This window comes from Pseudoalteromonas sp. A22, from assembly GCF_018141345.1.
GTDB classification, from domain to species: Bacteria; Pseudomonadota; Gammaproteobacteria; order Enterobacterales; family Alteromonadaceae; genus Pseudoalteromonas; species Pseudoalteromonas maricaloris.
In genome coordinates, this window is record NZ_CP047238.1 from 996,919 (window position 1) to 1,017,394 (window position 20,476).

Genomic DNA, 20,476 nt, shown 5'->3' on the forward strand with positions numbered 1-20,476 from the left:
AGCTATTTTTTATTTAGAAGCCAGTAGATTAATAAGCTCTACTGTTTTACTCGGCTTGTCATTGAGCAATGGCTGTAAATTTATCACCATAGTGTGATTTGGCATTATAAAACGGCCCGCAGTAACTGACTGAAACTTCACCCAATCTATGACAGTTGCGCCATCGTGGAAACGGTATTCAAACTGCGATAAGTCCAGAACTCGGTCACCTTGGTTACTTAGGGTGAGTGTACATTCGGTTAGCTCTTCACATTGCAGCGCGCTGTTTATTTGCGATTGAACACCATCCGGACTAACAAACACTAAAGTGGCAAAGTTAAATACCATTTTAACGCCAGATGCTTCATCTTCTCCGGGAAGTGGCAGCTGTTTGAAGACAATGCGATAAGACTGTGTTTGTTTGAGTTCGGGCGAGCCTAGGTATTTTGCTCTGAATACTTGATAACTTTTTGCCGGTACTTCCACTTGCGGAGGCAGCACAATAAAGTCTTCTTCGGCGCTGATCAGCACTTCTTTTTGGTGCTCGTCAAAAGTACGTTTAAGTACCTCTATCTCGATGGGTAAAGGATTGTCACTGGGGTTTTGGAGGCGGTAGGTCACGAGTGACTTTTTACCATGTGACGAGAGGTCGACAATCATTGGTTGTACTTGGTAAGCCAAAGCCGGAGCTGCTAAACAAAACAGCAATAACAACAATATACGCATTCAAACTCCAACACTGAGAAGACCAAAATTTCCGCTATACGATACCCAGACTATTTGGTATTACAAGGGTAACATATACGCTTTTTTTTATAATAACCAAATAGTATGGTTGAAATTAGAAGAGTGACAGTTTTTCACAAACCCGAATAAATCTACATTGCTTCAGTCTTCAGGACCAAGCAAAGTAAAGGTTAAATGTTTACGCATATCCTTTAAAATCACCCCTTTTTTCAGCATGGCGGCGCTTAAACGCTTTTGCCATTTAAGGAGTTCTGGCTTTGCGGCTTCCAGTGCCTGTTCGTTCTCAAATTGGAAAAAGAGTATTAATGAGCCGGGGAACAAGTGATATTCCACATCAAACCAACATTGCACCATGCCGGGAATTTCTGCACGAGCTTGTTCTTCGAGTTTGTCAGCAATGGTCAGTACCAAAGCTTGCTGTTTTTCTTGTACTTTTGAGAGCTTTTTCATAATGCTATGGATGTAAGAGGCCAAAAGCCTAATTATACTCAAGCTTGCGGGCAATCAACAACTCGAACTTACTTTGCCCTCTATTTTTGTAAAAACACATCGTTCTTATTTAACTAATCTAAATGAAGTGGTGTCATTAGAAAGTGATAATAATCAAAGCAACTTGAAATTAACCAATGGAGCAAGTGTTCCCGTCAGTCGTCGGCTTGTCCCGTCGGTTAGGGCGACGCTTAAAGCATCTAATAACTTCAGTTAAACCTTGAATATTGTAATTAGACCACATATCACAAAGGACATTACAGTTTTTGATTTAAGTTTCTCATATGACATTTTCTGTTCACAAATATATCTTTGTGCCTCTAAAGTTGACTGGTTAGATCTAAATCTAATTTTATTTGTATAAATGTAAAAAAATAGTGAATTTGTATCGCGGCTTTAGTAGTGTATTTAGTAAATAAGCGCAGCCTTACTAGCTAAGATGCTAAAGTTTCGTTGTGTAATGAAGAACCAAGGAAAACAAAAACTAAGGAAACGCATGAAATTATCGAGTGTACTTTCACTGGTCAATCAAGTGGAGAAGTCAAAATTTATAAATGCTATAGATAGGATTTGTCTAGAAGCTGTAAAGCACGACAACAAAATAGCAACTCAGTTAAATAAACTTGATGGTCAAATTAAAAATGCAACAAGTAATGATATTACTCAGCTATTTAAAATTGTATTACCTCACTTTGAAAAGTCGGTAAAAGAACAATTAGCGATGTTGGGAGCTCAAGCTACTCTTTTGACAAATATTCTAAGTAGAGATGGAAACTGCATTGCTAGGGTTAATTGGATTGAGTCTTTATATACAAAAGAATGGGAACTCATTGACTCCAAAGCTAACGAATTGCGCTCTGAAATTGCAAGTATCAGTGATGATGACATATTCTCCGAGGGAAAACGGTTAGGAATCTATCATGCTTGCCTAAAAGAAGCATATTCGAATGATGAAAGAAATAATAGAGAAGCGAAAATCACGGATGATGAACGTGGTATTCTTAATGTATTAGCTAAGCACCTTGATGTTACCTCAGATAATCAAGCTGGAATCGAGCATTTGATTGATCAAATCCCCAAGAATGGTGTGCAAGATGCAATTAATGATTTACGAGAAATTGGACTGGTTTTTGTAAGTAGAAAAAGGCAAACCGTATACGTTCCTGATGAAATTGTAAGCTTGTTTCACCGGCTACAAGGAAAGGAACTTGCCGACAAGCATCTGCTAAGAATTCTTAGAACCTTTACTGATGCGGAGCTCTCAAACGTACTTAAAAACCACAGAAAGAAAATTCGTGGTGTTGAGAGAAAAGATAAGATCGTAAATATAATCAAGTTGGGGCTGTCGGTCACTCAAATCCTAAAAGTGGACATGTTTAGCGAGGGTACGCCAGTCAACGATTGTAAAGATCGCTTAAAAACATTGATACAAGATCTAGATCTAGAATTGGATAAATTTGGTTCAACGATAGAAGAACGTATAGATCTAATCTTAAATGCTTTAAATCAAAGCTCGGAGCGAGAGTTTAATGCTTTAAGTGCTACAGGATTTAAAGAGCTATTTTCGACGCTGCAAAATCACTTCCCTTCATTAGCTACAATATTGAAACAAGAATTCGAGCTTGAAGAACAAGAGGAGCTAGATGTCGAGAAATTGCGGGCGCTGAGTATTACACCATATGATATTTTATATATGTTGACCAATGATGAAGTGAAAAGTGTTGTTGAAAGTATGGGGATTAAAAAGCGAGGAAACTTAAGGCTAAATATCCTTAGCAGCTTTGCTGATGCAACAGACAAACTGATTGATAATTATGGTGCTCTAGCGAGACGAGATTTGGCTAAATTGAAAAGTGAAAATATAGAAGTAGCTGAAGCCGAATTAGGAGTTAAATTCGAAGAAGTAACTAAGGCAATATTTGAACAATTAGGTCTTGAAGTAGATGAAGATTTGAGACGTTCGATCAACACCTCGAAAGATAAGGCTGATATTCTCATTTCATTGAGTGAGGATGATGTAATTGTAGGCGAAGCGAAGACATGTAAAAACGGAGATTTTGCAAAGTACTCGACGACCTCAAGACAAGTAAAGTCATATGTAGGAAGATGTGAAGGTGCTGGTAAAAGAGTTGCTCAAGTTTTAATCGTCGCTCCCTCGTTTTCTGATGACTTTGTTGAGAGTGCGGAAATGGATACTGAAGTAAATATCTCTTTGCTGGAGGCTGATGGACTTAAGCGAATTCTGGATGCCTATAGAGCACGGAGAAAACCTAAGTTTTCAGCAAAATTGTTTACTAAAGGTGGCTTGTTGAAAGCCGATTTAATAGCTAAGAACATTTAAGTGTCAAAAGTCAATGAAGTCAGAAAGTAGCTTCTGACCTTTGTGATTTCATTGATCACTCAACATTAGTATCTCACTCAGCAGCTGAGGTATCTGCTCGACCAAAAGGGCTAAATATTTTATTATCATGGCAGTATAAATCTTATGCAAGGAGCATAGTCTGTTATGACCAAGGAAAAATCGTTATCACTCTCTACAAAGCTGAAGTTTTTGTTTGCTGCAATTGGCAAGCATTTGGGTGTTATCTCCGTTGGCATTCCGTTTTGTATTGTTGGTGGATTCACCATTTACATTGGGGTAACTGAGCAATACGGTGCAGGTATTGGGGCTGTTATTTTTGGCGCTATATTTATCTTGATACCTCTTGGAATGTACGCTTTTTCCCTGCCATCAAGTATTCGCTACTACTACGAAAAAGAATTGACGAAAGAGTTTGGTAAGCACCTTTTCGGCACCATTACTAACAAAAGAATTGAATCTAACACTTATGTTCACCGAGACGAGTATGACCGAGAAGTGGAGCATCAGGAGACTTTCTATTTCGTTGAGTACAGCTATCAATTTCAGGGCGGTCGTGAAGGTGAGTTTATTCTGGATAACAAAGATTTTTATGACAAGTTGCAGGTTGGAGATGATTTACCTATCCAAGTATTGACGGTAAAACCAAGCGTAGCAGAGCCCAGACTCATCACTACGGACTTAAACCCGCTGAAAGTTACTAGGTTAAATACACAATTGGTTGAGGCTTACGCTTCAACCAATTGGCGCTGAAAATACCCTTTTAGAAAATCGAGCAGTAGTCGCACTTTTTTAGAGTTGGCATTGCCTTCTGGGAAAACGCCATAAACATGTATGTCTGGAAGTGTGTAATCTTCTAATACGGGAACCAAGGTACCGGCCTGTATTTTTGGTAACGCATCGTAAGTTGGAATTCGTCCAAGACCATGACCTCCCTCCACAAAAGCGGTGCGTGCCGCTGCATTGTTGGTGCTTATATCGCCTTTCATCGTGATGCTATAAGCCCGAGCCCCTTTACTCAATGTGAGTGCGCCCGATGTCAGCTTGTAAATCACCCATTGATGCTGGTAGAGATCGGTGGGGTGCTTGGGGACGCCGTACTTTTGCACATAGTTGGGCGATGCGCACAGGCAGGTTTTTAGCACCGAAAGTTTACTGGCTTGCAAACCTGAGTCGGGAAGTGGTGCGCCTCGAATGGCCAGATCAATCCCTTCTTTGATGATATTGACGACTTCATCTGTGAGCATGATATCGAGCTGAATCTTTGGATACATGGCTCTAAATTCATTGAGTGCAGGCACTATGGTTTGCAAGCCAACATTAACAGGGCAGGTAAGCTTTATTAGACCGATAGGCTCTTTCTTTAAATTCTCAATTTGCTGGTTTGCGGCAAAGGCTTGCTCTGCAATCACACGGCAGCGCTGGTAGTATTCGCGACCTGCCTCTGTAAGTGAAATAGTGCGAGTCGAGCGATTGAGCAATTTTATGCCTAACTGTGACTCCAGTTTTTTGACATGATAACTCACCACTGCACGAGACAAGTTTAAATGCCTGGCGGCGCCGCTTAAGGTGCCTTGCTCAATAACTTGGGCAAAAACGACCATGCTTTTAAGTTGCTCAAACGAAATGTCCACGCATTACTCCACTGGTTGAGATGAATTGATTGTATCAATTGTTTGAACAAAGAGTTAGCTTTTGTCTGCATTGTTTAACTTGTCTTAAGCTCATACTTTTATATTTATCCGCAGGCTAAATAGCCTGAAGTTTTAAGAAAGAATGAGAGGTAACTTTGATGACAGCAAAGAAAATTTTAATGGTGCTAACGTCACATGCAGAACTTGGCAAGACAGGTGAGAAAACAGGATTTTGGATTGAAGAGTTTGCCGCACCTTACTATGCCTTTGTAGATGCAGGGGTAGAAGTAACGCTTGCTTCACCAAAAGGTGGTCAGCCGCCAATTGACCCAAAAAGTGAACAGCCCGATTTCCAAACCGACAGTACTAAACGCTATTTTGATGATCAAAAAACGCAGGATCGGGTGGCAAATACGGTGCCACTGGCTGAGGTGAGCGCGGCAGATTTTGACGCTGTGTTTTATCCTGGCGGTCACGGACCATTATGGGATTTAGCAACAGATGCCAATTCAATCCAATTGATAAGCGCCTTTTTAGCAGCAGATAAACCAGTTGGTACGGTGTGTCACGCTTCGGCGGTGCTAATGGATGTAAAAACCACGTCGGGTGAGTATCTGGTAAAAGGTAAAGTGGTGTCTGGTTTTACGAATAGTGAAGAGGAGGCCGTTGGGCTAACTGATGTCGTGCCATTTTTATTAGAAGATGAGCTGGTTAAACGAGGTGCAGATTTCCAAAAAGTGGATGACTGGAATGTGTTTGCTGTTAGAGATGGCTTACTGTTTACAGGACAAAATCCAGCAAGCTCTGAACTTGTCGCTGAGAAAATGCTGACGTACCTAAACCAGCTGTAACCTGCTTATTAAAAGGAATAAATGATGAGTAACGCAATAAACCAAACTCAAAACGCACAAACGAATCGTCGCATTACCTTAGCGTCACGCCCACATGGTGCACCAACGCAAGAAAATTTCAATTATGAAGAAGCACAGATCCCAACGCCGAAAGAGGGGGAAGTGCTCCTTCGTACCGTCTTTTTGTCGTTAGATCCATACATGCGTGGCCGTATGAGCGATGCAAAATCTTACGCTGAGCCGGTTGCTATCGGTGAAGCGATGGTAGGTGGCACAGTATCCCGAGTTGAAGCGTCAAATAACCCTAAATTCGCCAAAGGTGACTGGGTACTCGCGATGAGCGGCTGGCAAGACTACAGCGTTTCGGATGGCACTGGCTTACTTAAGTTAGACAACAATTTACCCAACCCATCATATAGCTTGGGCGTGTTAGGGATGCCAGGCCTTACCGCCTACATGGGACTGATGGATATCGGTCAGCCAAAAGCTGGAGAAACTGTAGTCGTTGCCGCAGCAACAGGTGCTGTAGGTAGCCTTGTTGGACAAATAGCAAAACTGCAAGGCTGTAGAGTAATAGGCATCGCTGGTGGCGCCGAAAAATGCAGTTACGCTACCGAGACACTTGGTTTTGATGCCTGCCTTGATCATCGCAAGGACGATCTCGCTGAGCAGTTAGCACAGGCATGCCCATCAGGAATTGACGTCTATTTTGAAAATGTGGGTGGCAAGGTGTTCGATGCGGTGATGCCATTGCTTAACTCAAGTGCCCGGGTTCCACTTTGTGGGTTGATCTCTCAATATAATGCCACTGAGTTGCCATCGGGGCCTGATCGTATGTCGATGCTAATGGCGACACTGCTGATTAAGCGAGTGAAAATGCAAGGCTTTATTGTATTCGACGACTATGGACATAGATACAACGAGTTCAGCGAAGCCATGCTGCCATGGTTAAACGCGGGCAAGATTAAGTACAAAGAGCACTTAGTCGAGGGGATGGATAACACAGTCGAGGCATTTATTGGCTTATTGGAAGGTAAAAACTTCGGCAAACTTGTCGTGCGCTTAGGTCCAGACGAACTCGTATAATTATATTTATCAGGAAAAATTAGATGTTAACTGTTCACCACTTAAACGAATCACGCTCGACAAGAGTACTTTGGCTTTTACATGAACTCGACATGCCTTATGACCTTGTTGAGCACCAGCGAAACTCTGAAACGCGCCTTGCGCCTGAAAGCCTAAAACAGGTGCATCCGCTTGGGAAAGCGCCTGTGCTGGTCGATGACAACCTAGTTTTATGTGAGTCAGGAGCCATTATGGAGTATTTGCTCGACAAGGCAGAAGACAGTCGTTTGCGACCAGATGTGGGGACTCCTGAATACTATCAATATCAAGAATGGTTGCACTTTGCTGAGGGGTCATTGGCGCTGCCGGTGATAGCAACTTTGATGATGAAGATGGAGAAACGTACAGGCGATAAACCAATGGATGGTTACATTGCTAAAGAAGTCAATGTCGACTTTTCTTATATAGATGCCACACTCGCCAAGCAAAGCTATTTTGCAGGCAACGACTTTACCGCCGCCGATATTATGATGACGGTGATGCTAGAAATCGCAGATAAAGTTGGTTTACTCGCAGCGCATGGCAATATCAAAGCTTATCTTGAAAAAGTGCAAGCTCGCGGTGCATATCAAGCTGCACGAAGTCACGGTTAGCCTGTTTAAAAGCCAGAGGTTTGCTCTGGCTTTTGCAAAAGTTACTTTCGCACGCCGACTTCCCCTACCTAAGATCGCGCCGTCAACATGTCTGCTTTTACATTTTTTTGCCGTTTAATAAGGTGCCAGTCACCGAATTTCGAATCAATTCATAGCAGTGCCTTTCACTGCGTGTTTGGTTAATCTCCTAAAGCAGAAGTTATATAAAATATTAGCACTCTACCTCTTTTTATCCCTACACTGGCTAAGTCGAATTAAACTCGGTTTTTACAAGAACATTTAATAACAAACTAAGCAGGTTCAACACTTTATTTTTTTCTTGGCTGGACTCAAAATAGAGACTTTACTCAGCTGGAAAAGGAGCCAGAATGAAAGCAAAATTGATATTTGCAAGCGCAGTATTAGCGGTAGGGTTAGTGGGGTGTAATAGCGACAGTAGTGGTCCTGATGATGGTCAATGTGGTGGTGTTGGCAACTCAAGGTTTGATATAACCGGCTTTAACCTCGGTGAATTTAGCGCTGATCAGGTAGATGAGTGGGTTAACACTGAATATGATGGCGTTGAACCTATTTCGTATCAAACACTCGTATTTCAGCTTAAAGCTGATACGCAGTCTGTAGCGCAGTTAAGCGCACCGAGCTTTGAGTTTTCTTTAATTAGCACCGCTTATGCCTGTTCACCTGTTCCTCCCTATACCGATGAAAAAATTACGGATATAAATATTACCTCTAGCGCTGCGTTTAGTGACGAGTTTCCGGCAGGTTCAAGCTTAAATGAGGTGTTTGACATCGTGTATATCGGTTCTGATTACTCAAATCAGGTTGATTATCGTAGGCTGGATAATGGTGAAAATGACTACTTTTCAATATCTGAATTTTTAGATATGGAAGATAAAAAAGCGAGCGAATTTATCCAGTTTGCACTGAATAGTGAGCCCACTTACAAACAGAACCATGTATTTTATATTGAAATTTCACTGGATACCGGCGAGCAATTTTCGCTTGAATCTCAAGAGCTCAGTTTTACCGAGTAATACTAAAAGTATCGCACCACAGCGCTAAGCTGTGGTGCTGTGTTCACTGCTTTGAATGCTTGATTGAGGTAGCTCTAGCTGCGCTTCAATGGCATGGATCAGCAACATCGCTTTATGCCACTGCTGTGAAAGTTGCCACATTTCCGCTAGTGTATTGATATTGCTTACCATCTTATCTATCGCCAGTGACGCGTGAGTACCTGCTAGAATTAAGTCGTCTTTCACATCGTCATGTAAACGTTGTAATGCCTCTTGCGCCAGCAACAGCTCAGTAGGTGTTACGTTTTGCCCGTGTAAGCTGGTTTTCATGAAGTGGCTAAGTTGGGCTTGGTATTCATTCAATTGTGCATGCAAGTCATGATGCTCTGCGAGTTGCTTATATGGAGCGTGTTCCGTTAATTGTTCTACACAGTGACTACAAGTAAACAAATATTGCTCAATACGCATGAGTTTAGCGAGTAGTGAGGTGGTCTGTGATGATAATGCTGATTGCTCTACCGACACAATAAAAAGGCTAATTTGTTGACATAGAGATTGAACTGCATGGAGTGCCTGTTCAACCGCGAGTTTATCGGTCGGGAGTAGGCATTTATCAAATTGGGCCAACACCTTATCTGCAACGAGTTTGGACTCAAGCAATAACGCATTGATTGCAAGCTCTGGCGTTTGGGCGATGGTATTATCTAAAAAGCGTGGCCTCGAAGCCGTCTCCTCGGCACTGCAAAAACGTTTCATTAAAAAGCCAGCAAGCCTGTCATTGAGTGGAAAGATGAGTAGCACGCCCAAAATATTAAACAAAGTATGAAAAAGTGCCAATGACAACGCAGGATCAGCAGTGACGCCGAAAAGCGCGGTAAAATGGTTGATGAGATAAAACAACGCAGGTAACACCGCGAAAGCGACCATCGCGGTGAATACATTAAATATGACCTGAGCCGCCGCGACGCGTTTAGCATTAGCTGTTGCGCCAATGGATGCCAGCATAGATGTTGACGTGGTGCCGACGTTTGCGCCGATGACCATCGCGCCTGCGGCATATAATCCAATCATGCCACTAGCAGCGGCGGTAATGGTCAAGGCGATGGAAGCACTGGAGGATTGAGTGAGGGTTGTCATCACCATACCCACCAGCAAAAAGGTCAACATGCCGTTTATTCCCTCTGCGGTAAATTGGCTTAAATCAAAAGCAGCGACAATATGCTCAAATGCACCTTTGAGAATATCAATACCGATAAAAAATAGCCCAAAACCAACCAAGGCCATGCCTGCCGACGCCAGTCGCGAGCGAGGAAGTAGTAACTTCATCAAGGCACCAATGCCTATCAAGGGGAGTGCAATAGCTTGGATATTAAATTTAAATCCAACCGCGGCTACCAACCAGCCAGTGATGGTGGTGCCAACATTGGCGCCATAGACAATACCAAGCGCCTGATGCATGGTAATAAGACCGGCATTTACAAAGCCCAAAGAGGCCACGGTAACCGCGCTGGATGACTGCACTAAGGCTGTCATGCAAAAGCCAGATGCAATACCGCGCTGAGGGGTTTTGGTCCACACTCCAAGCACTCGGCGCAGTGACGAGCCAGCCGCTAGTTTCAGGCCGTCTGTCATCATACTTATCGCAACTAAAAATATCCCCAAACCGCCGAGTAGCGTTCCTGCAAGTTGAAGTGTTTCCATATCCCTTCCACGTATTACATTTTTACTCTGTTTGCTTGTTGCACAATATCATTTTTGTTGTGCTTTGCTTTGTTTAACGTCAACTTTTACCGTTGAACTCAAACTCTGCAGAAATTGCATAGGCGTTACGCCGTTCCACGACTTAAACGCACGAATAAAACTACGCTCATCTGAAAACTGTAGCGTATGCGCCACCTCATACAAACTACTGCCTTGAGTCAGTCGCAGTTTGGCCTGCTTGTTCTGTACGTTATTTTTGAGTTGCCTAAAACTGGTTTGGTACTCAGCGAGCCTTCGTCTTAATGTTGCCGGACTGATATTGAGCTTGTCAGCCATTTGTTCTTGGCACAGTATTCCCGCGTTAAGCTCACTATAGACTTTGTCGAGCAAGTTAGCATGGTCGTTGATCGACTGCTGGTGATGGAGTGTGTTTGCGAGTGAATGATAAATGGTATTGAGCGCTAGATGCTCTAGCTTCGCCAAATCTAATGATTGATTCGTTTCTTGGTATTGATAGGTGAGTAAGTAGCGATTGCTTAAGGATTTAATGGGAATGTGGGTGATAACCGAGTTTAGCAGCGAGTTTGAGTCACTTTTGGTCTGCACTTGTGAGAGTTGAACTTGGGTGGTTTCGGCGCACACATATTTTACGAGGCCATGGATCAATATCAGCATGCTATCTAACATACAGCGAGAAAATTGCGCGTCAGCGGCCGTGGCATAGTCAAAGGCCGCATCATCAATTATATAACTCACTTGAGTGTGTGATACTTCGCAGAAATTGTAGGTCCCCGCGTGGATAAAGTTATAGCCACGGGCAAGCTCTTGTAATAACTGAGTAATGGTACGGCAATGGCGCAGGCTATTGAATACAAATTCGTTGGTGCCAGGCAGAAGCTTTTTGCGGTTAAGGTTTAGACTTTCGTCATTGAGCTCGACAGCACAGTGTTCCATCACGCGCATAAACTCAATGGCATCTAGGGCGTCAATGGCTTTATTGATAGCCAAATACTGCGCGACCGCAGCAAATTCCAGTTTTGCTGCGGTGAGTGTGTGCTGCATCAATTGCACGTAGCAAGGTGCAATAGCGGTGTTTGACATAAATACGTAAGCTCATCCTGTCACTCTCAACAATTCAGTTAATCAACATCAACTCAAGATAGCAATAGTTTTGCGTTGCAACTTTAGTGCAGTATTTTGTCACCACCCGCCGAGGGGGGCTAGGGAGCACTTAACCAATTTTTGATTTGGTTGATTGCACTGGGTTCCCAGCCAAGCTCTAGGTGGTTGGTAGCCACAACCGCTGAGCCCGCTAAGTTACTTATTCCGGTGCTATCGATGCAGCTACTGATAAATACAACGCCATCAGAAGGGCCGGTATGTTCATTGTGAATAAATGCCATATCGGCCTGATCGCCGCAAAGATTATAAACTTGAACGCTGCTGTCGGTGCCAGCGCTACGAACTTGGTCTACCAGTGAGTTGACCGTAAACGTTGCAATACCTCGGCCTTTGCTCACAAACCCTAAGCCACCGTAGTAAGTGGTGTACCAATCTTGCTCTGTGGTGGGGAGTGCATATTTATCATCTAGTGCTTTTAGCATCTGCGCGGAGCCGGGAAAATAAGGCGAGTCGTAAACCCACTCGGAACTTGAATACCATAGGCCAAAACATAATATTTGATCATGCGCGGTAGGCCCATTTATGCTGCCGCCACATTGCGAATAAGCACCATAGGTATGATTAACGCCGTGACGAAATGACCAATCAATACCGTTGTTGGGGGCGCCGAGCATCACCAGTTTACGTACGTCACTGTTGAATTTAGTGCTCCAAGCATTGGTCAAAGAAGAAATATACATGCGGGCATTAAACGCGCTTTTTGACCAAGTGACTAAATCGACTTGCGTTGCCCCCGTCTTATTTTTAACCTGAACGATGGCATTGGCTATCTGCTCCGCCCAGATAAAGCCATCGCCATTTTTATGCGCCAGATTTAAGGCAAAGACTTTGTAATCATCACTGGCAAGCGCTTGCATTAAGCCTTGCGAAGGGCAGTTTTGTCGACCACAGCCGTAACTACCGGCCTCGTTTGGATTTGCCCAAGCCAAATCAGCATCTTGATTGGCACCGTGGATCAGCAACACCGGTGTTTGGCGGCTGTTACTATCCCAACCCGGTGCATGATAAAGCAGAAATTGCGCAGAGCTTGGTTGGCTAGATGCAAAGAAAGTAGCACGCTGACCTGATTGATCGCCACGGCCGTCAGCAGGAAAGCTTTCATTGCCGATATGCCCTGAGCTATCTCGCCACCTTTCAATCTTTTGCCAGCCATTGTTAATACCTGTGGTATAGGTGGCTTCAAGTGTCGCTGATGCATGCGCTAAACCACTTGCTGCGAGTGAGATAAAAGCGAGCAATCCATAAGTGTGAGTGCGCAAAGTCGTGTTTGTGTTTTTCATATTTTTATCCTAGGTCAAGTCATGCTTTAATTGATTGGCAATATTGCTGCGCGCGAGCTTGCAGACGTCGAGCACGGCAAAGGAGAAAAACGCATGTATGGTATTTTCAAAGCAGGTTAAGGTATTAAGCACACCCGCTTGCTTTAGTTTTTTGGCGAGCAGTATTCCCTCATCGTAAAGTGGGTCGCAGCCGGCAAGCAGCACACTGGTGGCAGGAAGATGCGTCATGTCTTCAATAAATAATGGTGAGACATTGACGTTTGCAGCGCTTTGCTCGGGTGCTAGATACCAGTCGCAGGTGTCTTTAATTGCGTCCCTAGTTAGCAACAAGTTTCCATCGCCATACAGCATGCGTGACGGGTAGGTTTCATGGGGAGAAAAGGAATCAACTACCGGATAAACTAGGTATAAGTTACTTAGGGTGTTTGGCTGTTGTTGATGTAAGTTATGCGCTGCAACAAGCGCTAAGTTACCACCGGCACTGTCGCCCATCAGGGAAATCTTAGTGGGGTCTAGCTCCAACTGCTGGTGGTTTTCTTGTAGCCAATCTACTACGGATATTACTTGCTGCAGGGCGCATGGAAACTTATGCTCAGGCGCGAGGCTGTATTCGACACTGAAAAAAGCGACACCGGATTGCTGGCATAAGTCTTTTACCAGACCGTCATAGCAGTCGACATCTCCTAAAGACCAGCCGCCGCCGTGGACAAACACCACCGCGGGACTGGGGCTTGCCAAAGACTGCGCCGGCCGGTAACAGCGAACGCCCACGTGAATACCATTGTGTTCAATGTGTAGGTCTTGGCTACTTACTTGTGCGTCAATTTCTCCCGCGAGCCCCAAAAACATCGCTCTTGCGCCTTGTCGTGAGGTCTCAATGGAGATTTCGATGTCATGAATGTCGCCAGCTTGAGCCGCGAGGTCGTCTAACAGTGCTTGTGTTTGTTTGTCTAATTTCATAATTAAAACTTATATTTAAGGTTGATACCGTACGTTCTAGGCGCGCCGTAATAACCAAGTTGAACCCCGGGTGCTGCGCTAAGATCGAAGCCGTGTTGACGATAGCGTTTATCGCCTAAGTTTTTGCCGTATAAACTGGCTTCCCAACTGTCGTCCGCGGAGCGGTAGTGTAGTGACATATCAAAGAGGGTGTAGCCAGACTGTGCAATCACCTCAGAGCTGCTCACGGTGAGATAGGTTTTACTGCGATAAGCGGCACTACCACGTAGTGAAAATTCGCCTTGTGTAAAGGCGCTAAAGAAGTATTCAAAGCCCGCACGGCCATTCCATTTGGGTGAATTAACCAGCTCTCTTTCATCGCTGACCTCTTTACCAAAGTCGCCGATAAGCTCATCGTAACCGGCCCCTAAATAGCCCAGATTGAGGTTCAGAGTGAGGTTATCGGAAGCCACGGCTTCGAGCTCCATTTCTGCGCCGTAAATAGTGGCTTTACCTGCATTTTCAAACAGTGATAAAAACGCGCCGGTGTCGGGGTCGATAGAAAAGCGGCTGAGCTGAAAGTTTTTGTAGTCATTGAAAAAAGCCGCGGTATTTAAGCGAATATTCTGCTTATTCAATAAAGACTTAGAGCCAATTTCATAGCTCCACAAGGTTTCTGGTTCAAAAGGTTGTGCAAATGAGGTGATCCGGCCGTTAAAACCGCCGCTTTTAAACCCTTTTCCAGCGCTCAGGTAAACCATGCTGTCGTCAGAGATGGTGTAATCGAACACCACTTTTGGGGTAAACTCTTTCCACTCCTTGGATGCGCTGTAGCCTGTCGGGCTATAGCCAATGCCTGTACCGAATACCGCCTCCATTTCCTCTGCTGTTGTTACACCGGTGCCAAAAAACTCCTCGCCTTTGGATGTGACTTCTTTTTTCTCAATGGTGTAGCGTGCGCCAAGCGTGACGTCGAGCTTTTCAGTCAAAGACCAAGAGAGGTTAGCGTAGAGGGCTGAGCTGGTATTTTCTTGATCGCGTTCTCCTGCGTTAATCACAGGCCAAGGCAGGTAAACGTCTGGTGCCACCATAACGAAAAAGTCCGGAGCAACGGAGCCGCCAAAACTCAGATCGTCCTCATTAAAGTAATAGAGCCCAGATACCAAAGAGAACTGGTCGTCTTTGTATAACCATTGAAATTCTTGGCTTATTTGCTGTTGATCTTCGAAATTAAAAATACCAAATGATGCATCGGGGGTGGCATCTAAGTCTAAGTGCGTGCGGTATTCCATTTCGCGTCGAGCAGTGATGGATTTAAATACCGAGTGGCCCTTGAGATATTCAAGCGTTAAGCTCGCTCCCGAGGTATCCAGTTCTTCTAAATCGTTGTAGTTAACGTCGACGACAAATGGGTCTTCCTCAGGTGCATAATAGCCTTCTTTTATCACCGAATAGATAGGCGTTTCTCGATGTGGAGTGCGTGAGCTTGAGGGGGATGCGTTCGAGCCGTCGACGACTAAATAGGCCGAAAAATTCTCACTTGGTTGATAAAGTAAACTGCCGCGCCATGCTAGGGTATCTTTGTCGTGGTCGTCACTATTGTTATAGCGATTCTCACTAAAACCATCTCGACTACTTTTGGCAATTGCAAAACGCCCAGAGAGCGTGTCTTCAATCAATGCGCCGTTGACGCTAGCTTTTATCGTTCGAGCATTATAATTTCCAAGCGCCACGCTGACATATCCTTCGTTGTCTTGCGAAGGTTTGGCACTACTGAAACGCACCGCGCCACCTATGGTATTGCGACCGTAAAGGGTGCCTTGTGGACCACGTAATACCTCGATTTGCTCAGGGTCGACAACATCTAAAAAGGCACCTTGAACGCGCCCAAGATATACGTCATCGAGATACACACCAACGCCGGGGTCGTTAAACGAGATAGAGTCAATTTGGCCAATTCCGCGAATATAAATGACGGCGTTGGAAGCATCACCTGAGTGCAGGTTAAGGTTCGGAACGTGAGATGCCAAGTCACCGAGGTCTTGTACGTTCATCTTCTCAAGCTCTGAGGCGGAGAGGGCGGTCACCGCAAGCGCGACATCTTGTAGATTTTCGGTTTGCCGCGTTGCGGTAACGCTGATCCGCTCAATTTTTTTGCTTTGCTCATTGCTAAGCGTGGACTCCGCTTCGGCATAGCTATGGCCTGATAATACTGCCGCTATCAGAAGTGATAGTGTATGCCGTGGTATACCTTTGGTTGAACTGACTCTGTGCGATTGAGTTGCTGCAATCATGCTGAGTAACCTTTTCGTCGTTATTATTATGTTCTCCAGTATAGGAATGAAGAAAATTCAATAGCTAGGACAAAAACAGTCAACTTGATGAGCAAATTAGCTCAGGACAGAGCAAAGCCGTACTCGACTAGTATTTAGTCAATAAATGGGTTGATTTTATTGCACCTAAAAAAGATACACCCCGAGTTGCATGAAAAATACAGTAACATTAACAATTACTTTGCTATTCTCGTTGCTACTAATGCTATCAACGCCGACTTTGGCATCTGAGAGTGAAAATAAGCTGCAGATCCATGTCCATTATCAGCAAGCCTTGGATTCATGGTTGATACAGTACAAATTGCCTAAAGCAGTTGAGCGGGTAATTGGGGTAAAGAGATTATCATAGAGCTAATGCGTACTCATTGCCGCAGGATTAGCCTCAGCTATTACGATGACTATATCAAGACCTACCCGATAGAGAACTGCGAAGTATTTGACCATGACATGGAGATACAGTTTGTAGATGGAGTGGATCTGCTTAAAAATGGGGTATTGGCTTATCAAGCTTTCAAAGCAAAATGTCAGCGCGGTGGCGTTGTTAATTTCGCAGATAGAACCAAGCAACCCGTTGCCCAAATCCGCTGTTTGGATCAAGTCGGTGCACTTACGCCTTACATAAAATTGACGACCGAATAGTCAAACCCAAGGATGTATGGAGGCGATATTTTTATTAAAAAAGTTGGACGAGCAGTTATGGTGAGGTGTGATACAAACTTGAGCTTGTATCACATTTCAACATTATTCATTCAGTACCTCGGGTTAAACTTCATTTAAATTAAATTCTGGTTAATCGCCTTTATGACCGCTTGGGTTCTGTCTTTAACTTCAAGTTTTGCGAGTATTTGAGAGACATGGTTGCGAATGGTGCCTTCGGAATTGTGTAAAGTGTTGGCGATGATTTTGTTTGACATGCCGAGAGATAAACAGCGCAACACTGCTTGTTCTTTTTCAGTCAATTTTTCTTGTGGTGCTAATTGCTGATCTAGAAGGTAAGTCGTCAAAGCGCTTTGTAGCACTTTTTTCCCTGCAATCACTTGTTGGATGGCGTCGATTAATGCCTCTAGTTCAATATTTTTAAGTACATAGCCCCGTGCACCAAGATTAATGGCCTTTACCAATACATCGCAATCTTCAAAGGTAGTGATAATCAAAACTGGAGTGGGTATTGCGTTAGTGCGCAATGCATTAAGTACACCTAGTCCATCTAAATTAGGCATGCGCATATCCAGTAAGATGATGTCAAATTGTTGTGAAGCGAGTAACTCAAGTGCCTGTATACCGTCTTCAGCTTGCCCTTTTATACAAATGTTTTCGTCAAGGTTAAGCAAGTTGGCTAGGCCTAACCTCACCAAGGTTTGGTCTTCCACGAGTAGGCAATTGATCATGTAATATTCTCGGATAAAAGGTTAAGTTCGGGTACAGGTATGGTTATCGAGCTGATGAGCTTTTGATTTTCAATTTTTTGTGTGAATGAGCCGTTAAGTAGTGCTAGTCGCTCATGTAGCCCAGATAAGCCATTGCCTTGTTTTGGCAAGCTAGACTCGCTTTGGTTGTGAAAGGCGCTAGCTTTTAGATTATGGTTTGCTGTGTCAATTACGACCTCAAAATTGATATGATTTGCTTTGGTATGTTTGAGCGTATTGCTTACCATTTCTTGACAAAAACGGATCACGCAGAGCGAATGCGCTTGCGAAATTTGTTCTGATCCACGGTCTAGCTTTAAGGTGTAGCGCAAATTGGGTGTAGCCGTGAAAATTGCTTCTAGTGCTTGTTTCAAGAGTGTTTTATTGTGGCGCTGAGTGGATACGATACTTCTTACTTCCTCAAGCAAAGTTTGGCTTAGTTGATGGCAACTCGCTAGGGTTGGCTCCATATCTTCGCTTGCCGTTCTTTTTGCGAAATCAAGATTAATACTCAATGCTGTGAGTTTATGGCCTAGTGAATCATGCAATTCTCGGGAAATATTGAGTCTTTCTTGCGCTGCTGACATGGCTCCCATCATGTGTTGCGCGGCTTTAAGCTCTTTGTAATTTTGCCGAGATTGGTAGTGCATATTGAGGCTCTCAACTATGCGTCTGCTGACAAACCAGTTCATTGCACAAAAAAATAGCCAAACAGCAAAGGTGATCCAAGGTACGTTACCCTCCCACCTTGTATGGTGTGTAAATCCGTATACCAGCATAGCAAGTAACACGGCAGACAGAACTTTAGGGAATGAAAAGTGCGGACTAAAAATTGCAGAAAACATGACCAAATGAATAAAAACTAATGAAGTTGTTGATACCTGCATAAGTAGCGCTATCAATACTAGGTAGGTACAGGCTGCCGCATGGACTCGCTTATTTGGGTTGTGAATGATAAAAAACAGCAATGTCAAAATGGCACCGCTAATGATTAGCTGGCCGACCAATGCGAGCTGAGAGTTACGGTAATACATACATGCAAGTGTGACACCTAACCAAGAAGCAAGTGTTGAAAAACGCCAGTCTGTTGTATGGCGGATAGGAGAGTCCATCATTTCTGCGCAAAGTTTTTATTTTTGATTATTACAGAATCGCTATGGTGAGAACAGTGATAATTGTCATAGTCAAAATATGAGATTTATCACTGGTGACGTGACATCACTTTACTAAGATAGTGATGGATATCGGTAATTCATATGAGGCTTATTTATGACGGATATGGCAACGATTTCTTCAATGGCTACTGTTCAATGTGGCGTCGCTCGTGCTGATGGAAGATTATGGGCGACGGCAGATACACTGCATTTTACTCCTTTCAATACCTTGCTGGGGCTAGGTCCATATCAAATTGATATCGTTGATGTGATTAAGGTTGAACAGTGCCTTGGCAAAGGCGCAGGACTGCTTCCTCTTACAACTCAAGCGATCCAAATTACATTAAAGAGTAATCAAACGTTCAAATTTATTTTATCAGAACCTGAATCATGGGTAAGGTGGTTCAATTCTATTGACTGTTGATTAAATGAAAAGGATTTAAACCCCATAATTTATAGATGGCTTTCTTTAAGTTGTTGTAAATTTTTAATTTTAATTTTTATTTTCCTGGTTGGTTTCATTTGGTAACTAGTTTGAAGAAAGGGATTGTTCAGTTTGATAATTAACCTATAATTAATTTGGCAGGTAGAAATAAAGCTGATAACCTATTGCCCGTCTCAAAATAATCTCACTTAAACACAAGGATTATAGTGTTATGAATGCTCAAAGATTGGAGCGCATATTAAGTGCGTTTTTACCTTCTTTTATTGCCAAGCAACTAGCTAAATCACCAAAACTTTTGCTGTTTGTTGTGCTATTTATCACCTTGCTCGTCATTTTTATTATTAAAGTCGCCTCTTTTGCTATTTACTCTTTGGTCGTGGGAGCTGTGTTATTCGGCTGTTGGATGGCGTGGAGTGGCACTAAACGCATCATGTCGAAGCGCAAGAAACGAGTGTCTTAAAGTTAAATCAAGATACTCTGGGCTTGATAATTATTACGTAATTAATCTGAAATATATTTTTTCGGTTTGTCTGCCGTATTAGATATTACATAAATTGAAAATCTCAATCTATTTAAGGAAAAATAACCATGAGTCTATTAAATAAATTCAAAACACAAGCGCAATCTATTGGCAGTAGTATTGGTGAATCTACCAGTAAACTAAGCGGTGATATTGTGTCTTCAACGAAAGACAATGCAAAGCTTGCAGGTTTGAAATCAGATATCGCGTCAATCGATGGTCAACTTAATATTGCATACCAAGATATTGGCCGCAAATATATTGAAAACCTAATCAAAAACGATGGTGCAAATCTTGAAGCTGTATTGCAAGACACTATCGAGCGTATCGATCCGTTAATTAAGCGTAAAGACGATCTGGAAGCGGAAGTTATCGCTATCGAGAAGCAACTAAAAGATCAGATAGTTATCCAGGAAAAAGCGGTTTTCCAAAAAGAATTTGATGGTGAAAAAGAGAAACTAGAAAAAGCGCTAAAGCTTGATGTTATCTCACAAGACGAGTTTGATACTAAGCTGGCTAAAGCACGTTTGAAACTGGACAATTTCGATGAAATTCGTAAAACCAAAAAGCAGCACGAAATGGGTCTAATCAATAAAGAAGAATTAAAAGAAAAGCTAACGGCATTAGGTGCGTAATCTAACGCTTAATTACTCCCTGATTAGCCAGCGCTAATAATTTAACAATTATATGAGCTGGCTACACTCTGCGTTATTGAAAAATCATATT

At 43.2% G+C, this 20,476-nt stretch carries 21 protein-coding genes; 11 read left to right on the plus strand and 10 right to left on the minus strand.

Annotation, left to right across the window (positions count from 1 at the left end; all coding sequences use genetic code 11):
- Positions 1-9: 9 nt before the first annotated feature.
- Together GSF04_RS09365 and GSF04_RS09370 are read right to left on the minus strand one after the other, a co-directional pair.
- Positions 10-705, minus strand: coding sequence for a fimbria/pilus periplasmic chaperone (locus GSF04_RS09365; protein ID WP_130126760.1), 696 nt, complete (start codon positions 703-705; stop codon positions 10-12).
- A 162-nt stretch (positions 706-867) separates the two neighbouring features.
- Positions 868-1,176 (minus strand): hypothetical protein, encoded by a 309-nt coding sequence (locus GSF04_RS09370; RefSeq protein WP_010370578.1) that lies wholly within the window; start codon positions 1,174-1,176, stop codon positions 868-870.
- 73 nt (positions 1,177-1,249) lie between these two features.
- Between GSF04_RS09370 and GSF04_RS09375 the strand changes: the two genes are divergently transcribed.
- From GSF04_RS09375 to GSF04_RS09385, 3 genes are all read left to right on the plus strand, one after another.
- Positions 1,250-1,432: a LytTR family DNA-binding domain-containing protein gene (locus GSF04_RS09375; RefSeq protein WP_249122458.1), complete on the plus strand. Its 183-nt coding sequence runs from the start codon at positions 1,250-1,252 to the stop codon at positions 1,430-1,432.
- Positions 1,433-1,711: 279 nt separating this feature from the next.
- The gene (locus GSF04_RS09380; protein WP_211859360.1) at positions 1,712-3,556 is read left to right on the plus strand and encodes a hypothetical protein; all 1,845 of its coding nucleotides are present in this window, start codon (positions 1,712-1,714) and stop codon (positions 3,554-3,556) included.
- A gap of 165 nt (positions 3,557-3,721) precedes the next feature.
- Positions 3,722-4,327 (plus strand): hypothetical protein, encoded by a 606-nt coding sequence (locus GSF04_RS09385; RefSeq protein ID WP_249122459.1) that lies wholly within the window; start codon positions 3,722-3,724, stop codon positions 4,325-4,327.
- On the opposite strand, the gene GSF04_RS09390 is transcribed toward GSF04_RS09385, so the two are convergent.
- On the minus strand, positions 4,303-5,208 hold the full coding sequence (locus GSF04_RS09390) for a LysR family transcriptional regulator (protein WP_211859361.1): 906 nt from the start codon (positions 5,206-5,208) through the stop codon (positions 4,303-4,305). The genes GSF04_RS09385 and GSF04_RS09390 overlap by 25 nt on opposite strands.
- 158 nt (positions 5,209-5,366) lie before the next feature.
- On the opposite strand from GSF04_RS09390, the gene GSF04_RS09395 reads away from it, so the two are divergent.
- The 4 genes from GSF04_RS09395 (at position 5,367) to GSF04_RS09410 (ending at position 8,811) form a co-directional block, all read left to right on the plus strand.
- Positions 5,367-6,059, plus strand: a complete 693-nt coding sequence (locus tag GSF04_RS09395) for a type 1 glutamine amidotransferase domain-containing protein (RefSeq protein ID WP_211859362.1) — start codon at positions 5,367-5,369, stop codon at positions 6,057-6,059.
- A 24-nt stretch (positions 6,060-6,083) separates the two neighbouring features.
- Complete coding sequence (locus GSF04_RS09400; RefSeq protein WP_211859924.1) at positions 6,084-7,145, plus strand: NADP-dependent oxidoreductase; 1,062 nt, start codon at positions 6,084-6,086, stop codon at positions 7,143-7,145.
- Positions 7,146-7,168: 23 nt separating this feature from the next.
- Positions 7,169-7,777: a glutathione S-transferase family protein gene (locus GSF04_RS09405; protein ID WP_211859363.1), complete on the plus strand. Its 609-nt coding sequence runs from the start codon at positions 7,169-7,171 to the stop codon at positions 7,775-7,777.
- Positions 7,778-8,145: 368 nt separating this feature from the next.
- Positions 8,146-8,811 carry a DUF5034 domain-containing protein gene (locus tag GSF04_RS09410; RefSeq protein WP_211859364.1) on the plus strand — a complete coding sequence of 222 codons (666 nt, stop codon included), beginning with the start codon at positions 8,146-8,148 and terminating at the stop codon, positions 8,809-8,811.
- 24 nt (positions 8,812-8,835) lie between these two features.
- Here GSF04_RS09410 and GSF04_RS09415 read toward each other — a convergent pair whose 3' ends face one another.
- The 5 genes from GSF04_RS09415 to GSF04_RS09435 all read right to left on the minus strand — a co-directional run bounded on the left by GSF04_RS09415 (position 8,836) and on the right by GSF04_RS09435 (position 16,186).
- Complete coding sequence (locus GSF04_RS09415) at positions 8,836-10,491, minus strand: Na/Pi symporter (protein WP_211859365.1); 1,656 nt, start codon at positions 10,489-10,491, stop codon at positions 8,836-8,838.
- A 48-nt stretch (positions 10,492-10,539) separates the two neighbouring features.
- Complete coding sequence (locus GSF04_RS09420; protein WP_211859366.1) at positions 10,540-11,592, minus strand: helix-turn-helix transcriptional regulator; 1,053 nt, start codon at positions 11,590-11,592, stop codon at positions 10,540-10,542.
- Positions 11,593-11,711: 119 nt separating this feature from the next.
- Complete coding sequence (locus tag GSF04_RS09425) at positions 11,712-12,953, minus strand: lipase (protein WP_211859367.1); 1,242 nt, start codon at positions 12,951-12,953, stop codon at positions 11,712-11,714.
- A 9-nt stretch (positions 12,954-12,962) separates the two neighbouring features.
- The gene (locus GSF04_RS09430) at positions 12,963-13,913 is read right to left on the minus strand and encodes an alpha/beta hydrolase (protein WP_211859368.1); all 951 of its coding nucleotides are present in this window, start codon (positions 13,911-13,913) and stop codon (positions 12,963-12,965) included.
- A 2-nt stretch (positions 13,914-13,915) separates the two neighbouring features.
- Entirely contained in the window at positions 13,916-16,186 is a 2,271-nt protein-coding gene (locus GSF04_RS09435; RefSeq protein ID WP_211859369.1) for a TonB-dependent receptor, read from the minus strand.
- 393 nt (positions 16,187-16,579) lie between these two features.
- Here GSF04_RS09435 and GSF04_RS09440 point away from each other — a divergent pair, with 393 nt between their 5' ends.
- Entirely contained in the window at positions 16,580-16,864 is a 285-nt protein-coding gene (locus tag GSF04_RS09440; RefSeq protein ID WP_249122460.1) for a hypothetical protein, read from the plus strand.
- 134 nt (positions 16,865-16,998) lie between these two features.
- Here GSF04_RS09440 and GSF04_RS09445 read toward each other — a convergent pair whose 3' ends face one another.
- Positions 16,999-17,613, minus strand: a complete 615-nt coding sequence (locus GSF04_RS09445; protein WP_211859370.1) for a response regulator transcription factor — start codon at positions 17,611-17,613, stop codon at positions 16,999-17,001.
- The gene (locus GSF04_RS09450) at positions 17,610-18,746 is read right to left on the minus strand and encodes a histidine kinase (protein WP_249122461.1); all 1,137 of its coding nucleotides are present in this window, start codon (positions 18,744-18,746) and stop codon (positions 17,610-17,612) included. The genes GSF04_RS09445 and GSF04_RS09450 overlap by 4 nt, the downstream gene beginning before the upstream one ends.
- Before the next feature lie 154 nt (positions 18,747-18,900).
- Here GSF04_RS09450 and GSF04_RS09455 point away from each other — a divergent pair, with 154 nt between their 5' ends.
- The 3 genes from GSF04_RS09455 (at position 18,901) to GSF04_RS09465 (ending at position 20,385) form a co-directional block, all read left to right on the plus strand.
- Positions 18,901-19,209, plus strand: coding sequence for a hypothetical protein (locus GSF04_RS09455; protein WP_211859371.1), 309 nt, complete (start codon positions 18,901-18,903; stop codon positions 19,207-19,209).
- A 232-nt stretch (positions 19,210-19,441) separates the two neighbouring features.
- Positions 19,442-19,690 carry a hypothetical protein gene (locus GSF04_RS09460; RefSeq protein WP_010370628.1) on the plus strand — a complete coding sequence of 83 codons (249 nt, stop codon included), beginning with the start codon at positions 19,442-19,444 and terminating at the stop codon, positions 19,688-19,690.
- A 128-nt stretch (positions 19,691-19,818) separates the two neighbouring features.
- Complete coding sequence (locus GSF04_RS09465; RefSeq protein WP_017217868.1) at positions 19,819-20,385, plus strand: hypothetical protein; 567 nt, start codon at positions 19,819-19,821, stop codon at positions 20,383-20,385.
- The last annotated feature ends 91 nt before the right edge of the window (positions 20,386-20,476 follow it).

Excerpts from the sequence above, each read along its gene's own strand:
- GSF04_RS09465 (WP_017217868.1), top strand. The coding sequence starts at position 19,819 with ATGAGTCTATTAAATAAATTCAAAACACAAGCGCAATCTATTGGCAGT.
- GSF04_RS09380 (WP_211859360.1), top strand. The coding sequence starts at position 1,712 with ATGAAATTATCGAGTGTACTTTCACTGGTCAATCAAGTGGAGAAGTCA.
- GSF04_RS09415 (WP_211859365.1), bottom strand. The coding sequence starts at position 10,491 with ATGGAAACACTTCAACTTGCAGGAACGCTACTCGGCGGTTTGGGGATA.
- GSF04_RS09455 (WP_211859371.1), top strand. The coding sequence starts at position 18,901 with ATGACGGATATGGCAACGATTTCTTCAATGGCTACTGTTCAATGTGGC.
- GSF04_RS09435 (WP_211859369.1), bottom strand. The coding sequence starts at position 16,186 with ATGATTGCAGCAACTCAATCGCACAGAGTCAGTTCAACCAAAGGTATA.
- GSF04_RS09460 (WP_010370628.1), top strand. The coding sequence starts at position 19,442 with ATGAATGCTCAAAGATTGGAGCGCATATTAAGTGCGTTTTTACCTTCT.
- GSF04_RS09365 (WP_130126760.1), bottom strand. The coding sequence starts at position 705 with ATGCGTATATTGTTGTTATTGCTGTTTTGTTTAGCAGCTCCGGCTTTG.
- GSF04_RS09425 (WP_211859367.1), bottom strand. The coding sequence starts at position 12,953 with ATGAAAAACACAAACACGACTTTGCGCACTCACACTTATGGATTGCTC.
- GSF04_RS09450 (WP_249122461.1), bottom strand. The coding sequence starts at position 18,746 with ATGATGGACTCTCCTATCCGCCATACAACAGACTGGCGTTTTTCAACA.
- GSF04_RS09370 (WP_010370578.1), bottom strand. The coding sequence starts at position 1,176 with ATGAAAAAGCTCTCAAAAGTACAAGAAAAACAGCAAGCTTTGGTACTG.
- GSF04_RS09405 (WP_211859363.1), top strand. The coding sequence starts at position 7,169 with ATGTTAACTGTTCACCACTTAAACGAATCACGCTCGACAAGAGTACTT.
- GSF04_RS09410 (WP_211859364.1), top strand. The coding sequence starts at position 8,146 with ATGAAAGCAAAATTGATATTTGCAAGCGCAGTATTAGCGGTAGGGTTA.
- GSF04_RS09445 (WP_211859370.1), bottom strand. The coding sequence starts at position 17,613 with ATGATCAATTGCCTACTCGTGGAAGACCAAACCTTGGTGAGGTTAGGC.
- GSF04_RS09420 (WP_211859366.1), bottom strand. The coding sequence starts at position 11,592 with ATGTCAAACACCGCTATTGCACCTTGCTACGTGCAATTGATGCAGCAC.
- GSF04_RS09385 (WP_249122459.1), top strand. The coding sequence starts at position 3,722 with ATGACCAAGGAAAAATCGTTATCACTCTCTACAAAGCTGAAGTTTTTG.
- GSF04_RS09395 (WP_211859362.1), top strand. The coding sequence starts at position 5,367 with ATGACAGCAAAGAAAATTTTAATGGTGCTAACGTCACATGCAGAACTT.
- GSF04_RS09440 (WP_249122460.1), top strand. The coding sequence starts at position 16,580 with ATGCGTACTCATTGCCGCAGGATTAGCCTCAGCTATTACGATGACTAT.
- GSF04_RS09400 (WP_211859924.1), top strand. The coding sequence starts at position 6,084 with ATGAGTAACGCAATAAACCAAACTCAAAACGCACAAACGAATCGTCGC.
- GSF04_RS09430 (WP_211859368.1), bottom strand. The coding sequence starts at position 13,913 with ATGAAATTAGACAAACAAACACAAGCACTGTTAGACGACCTCGCGGCT.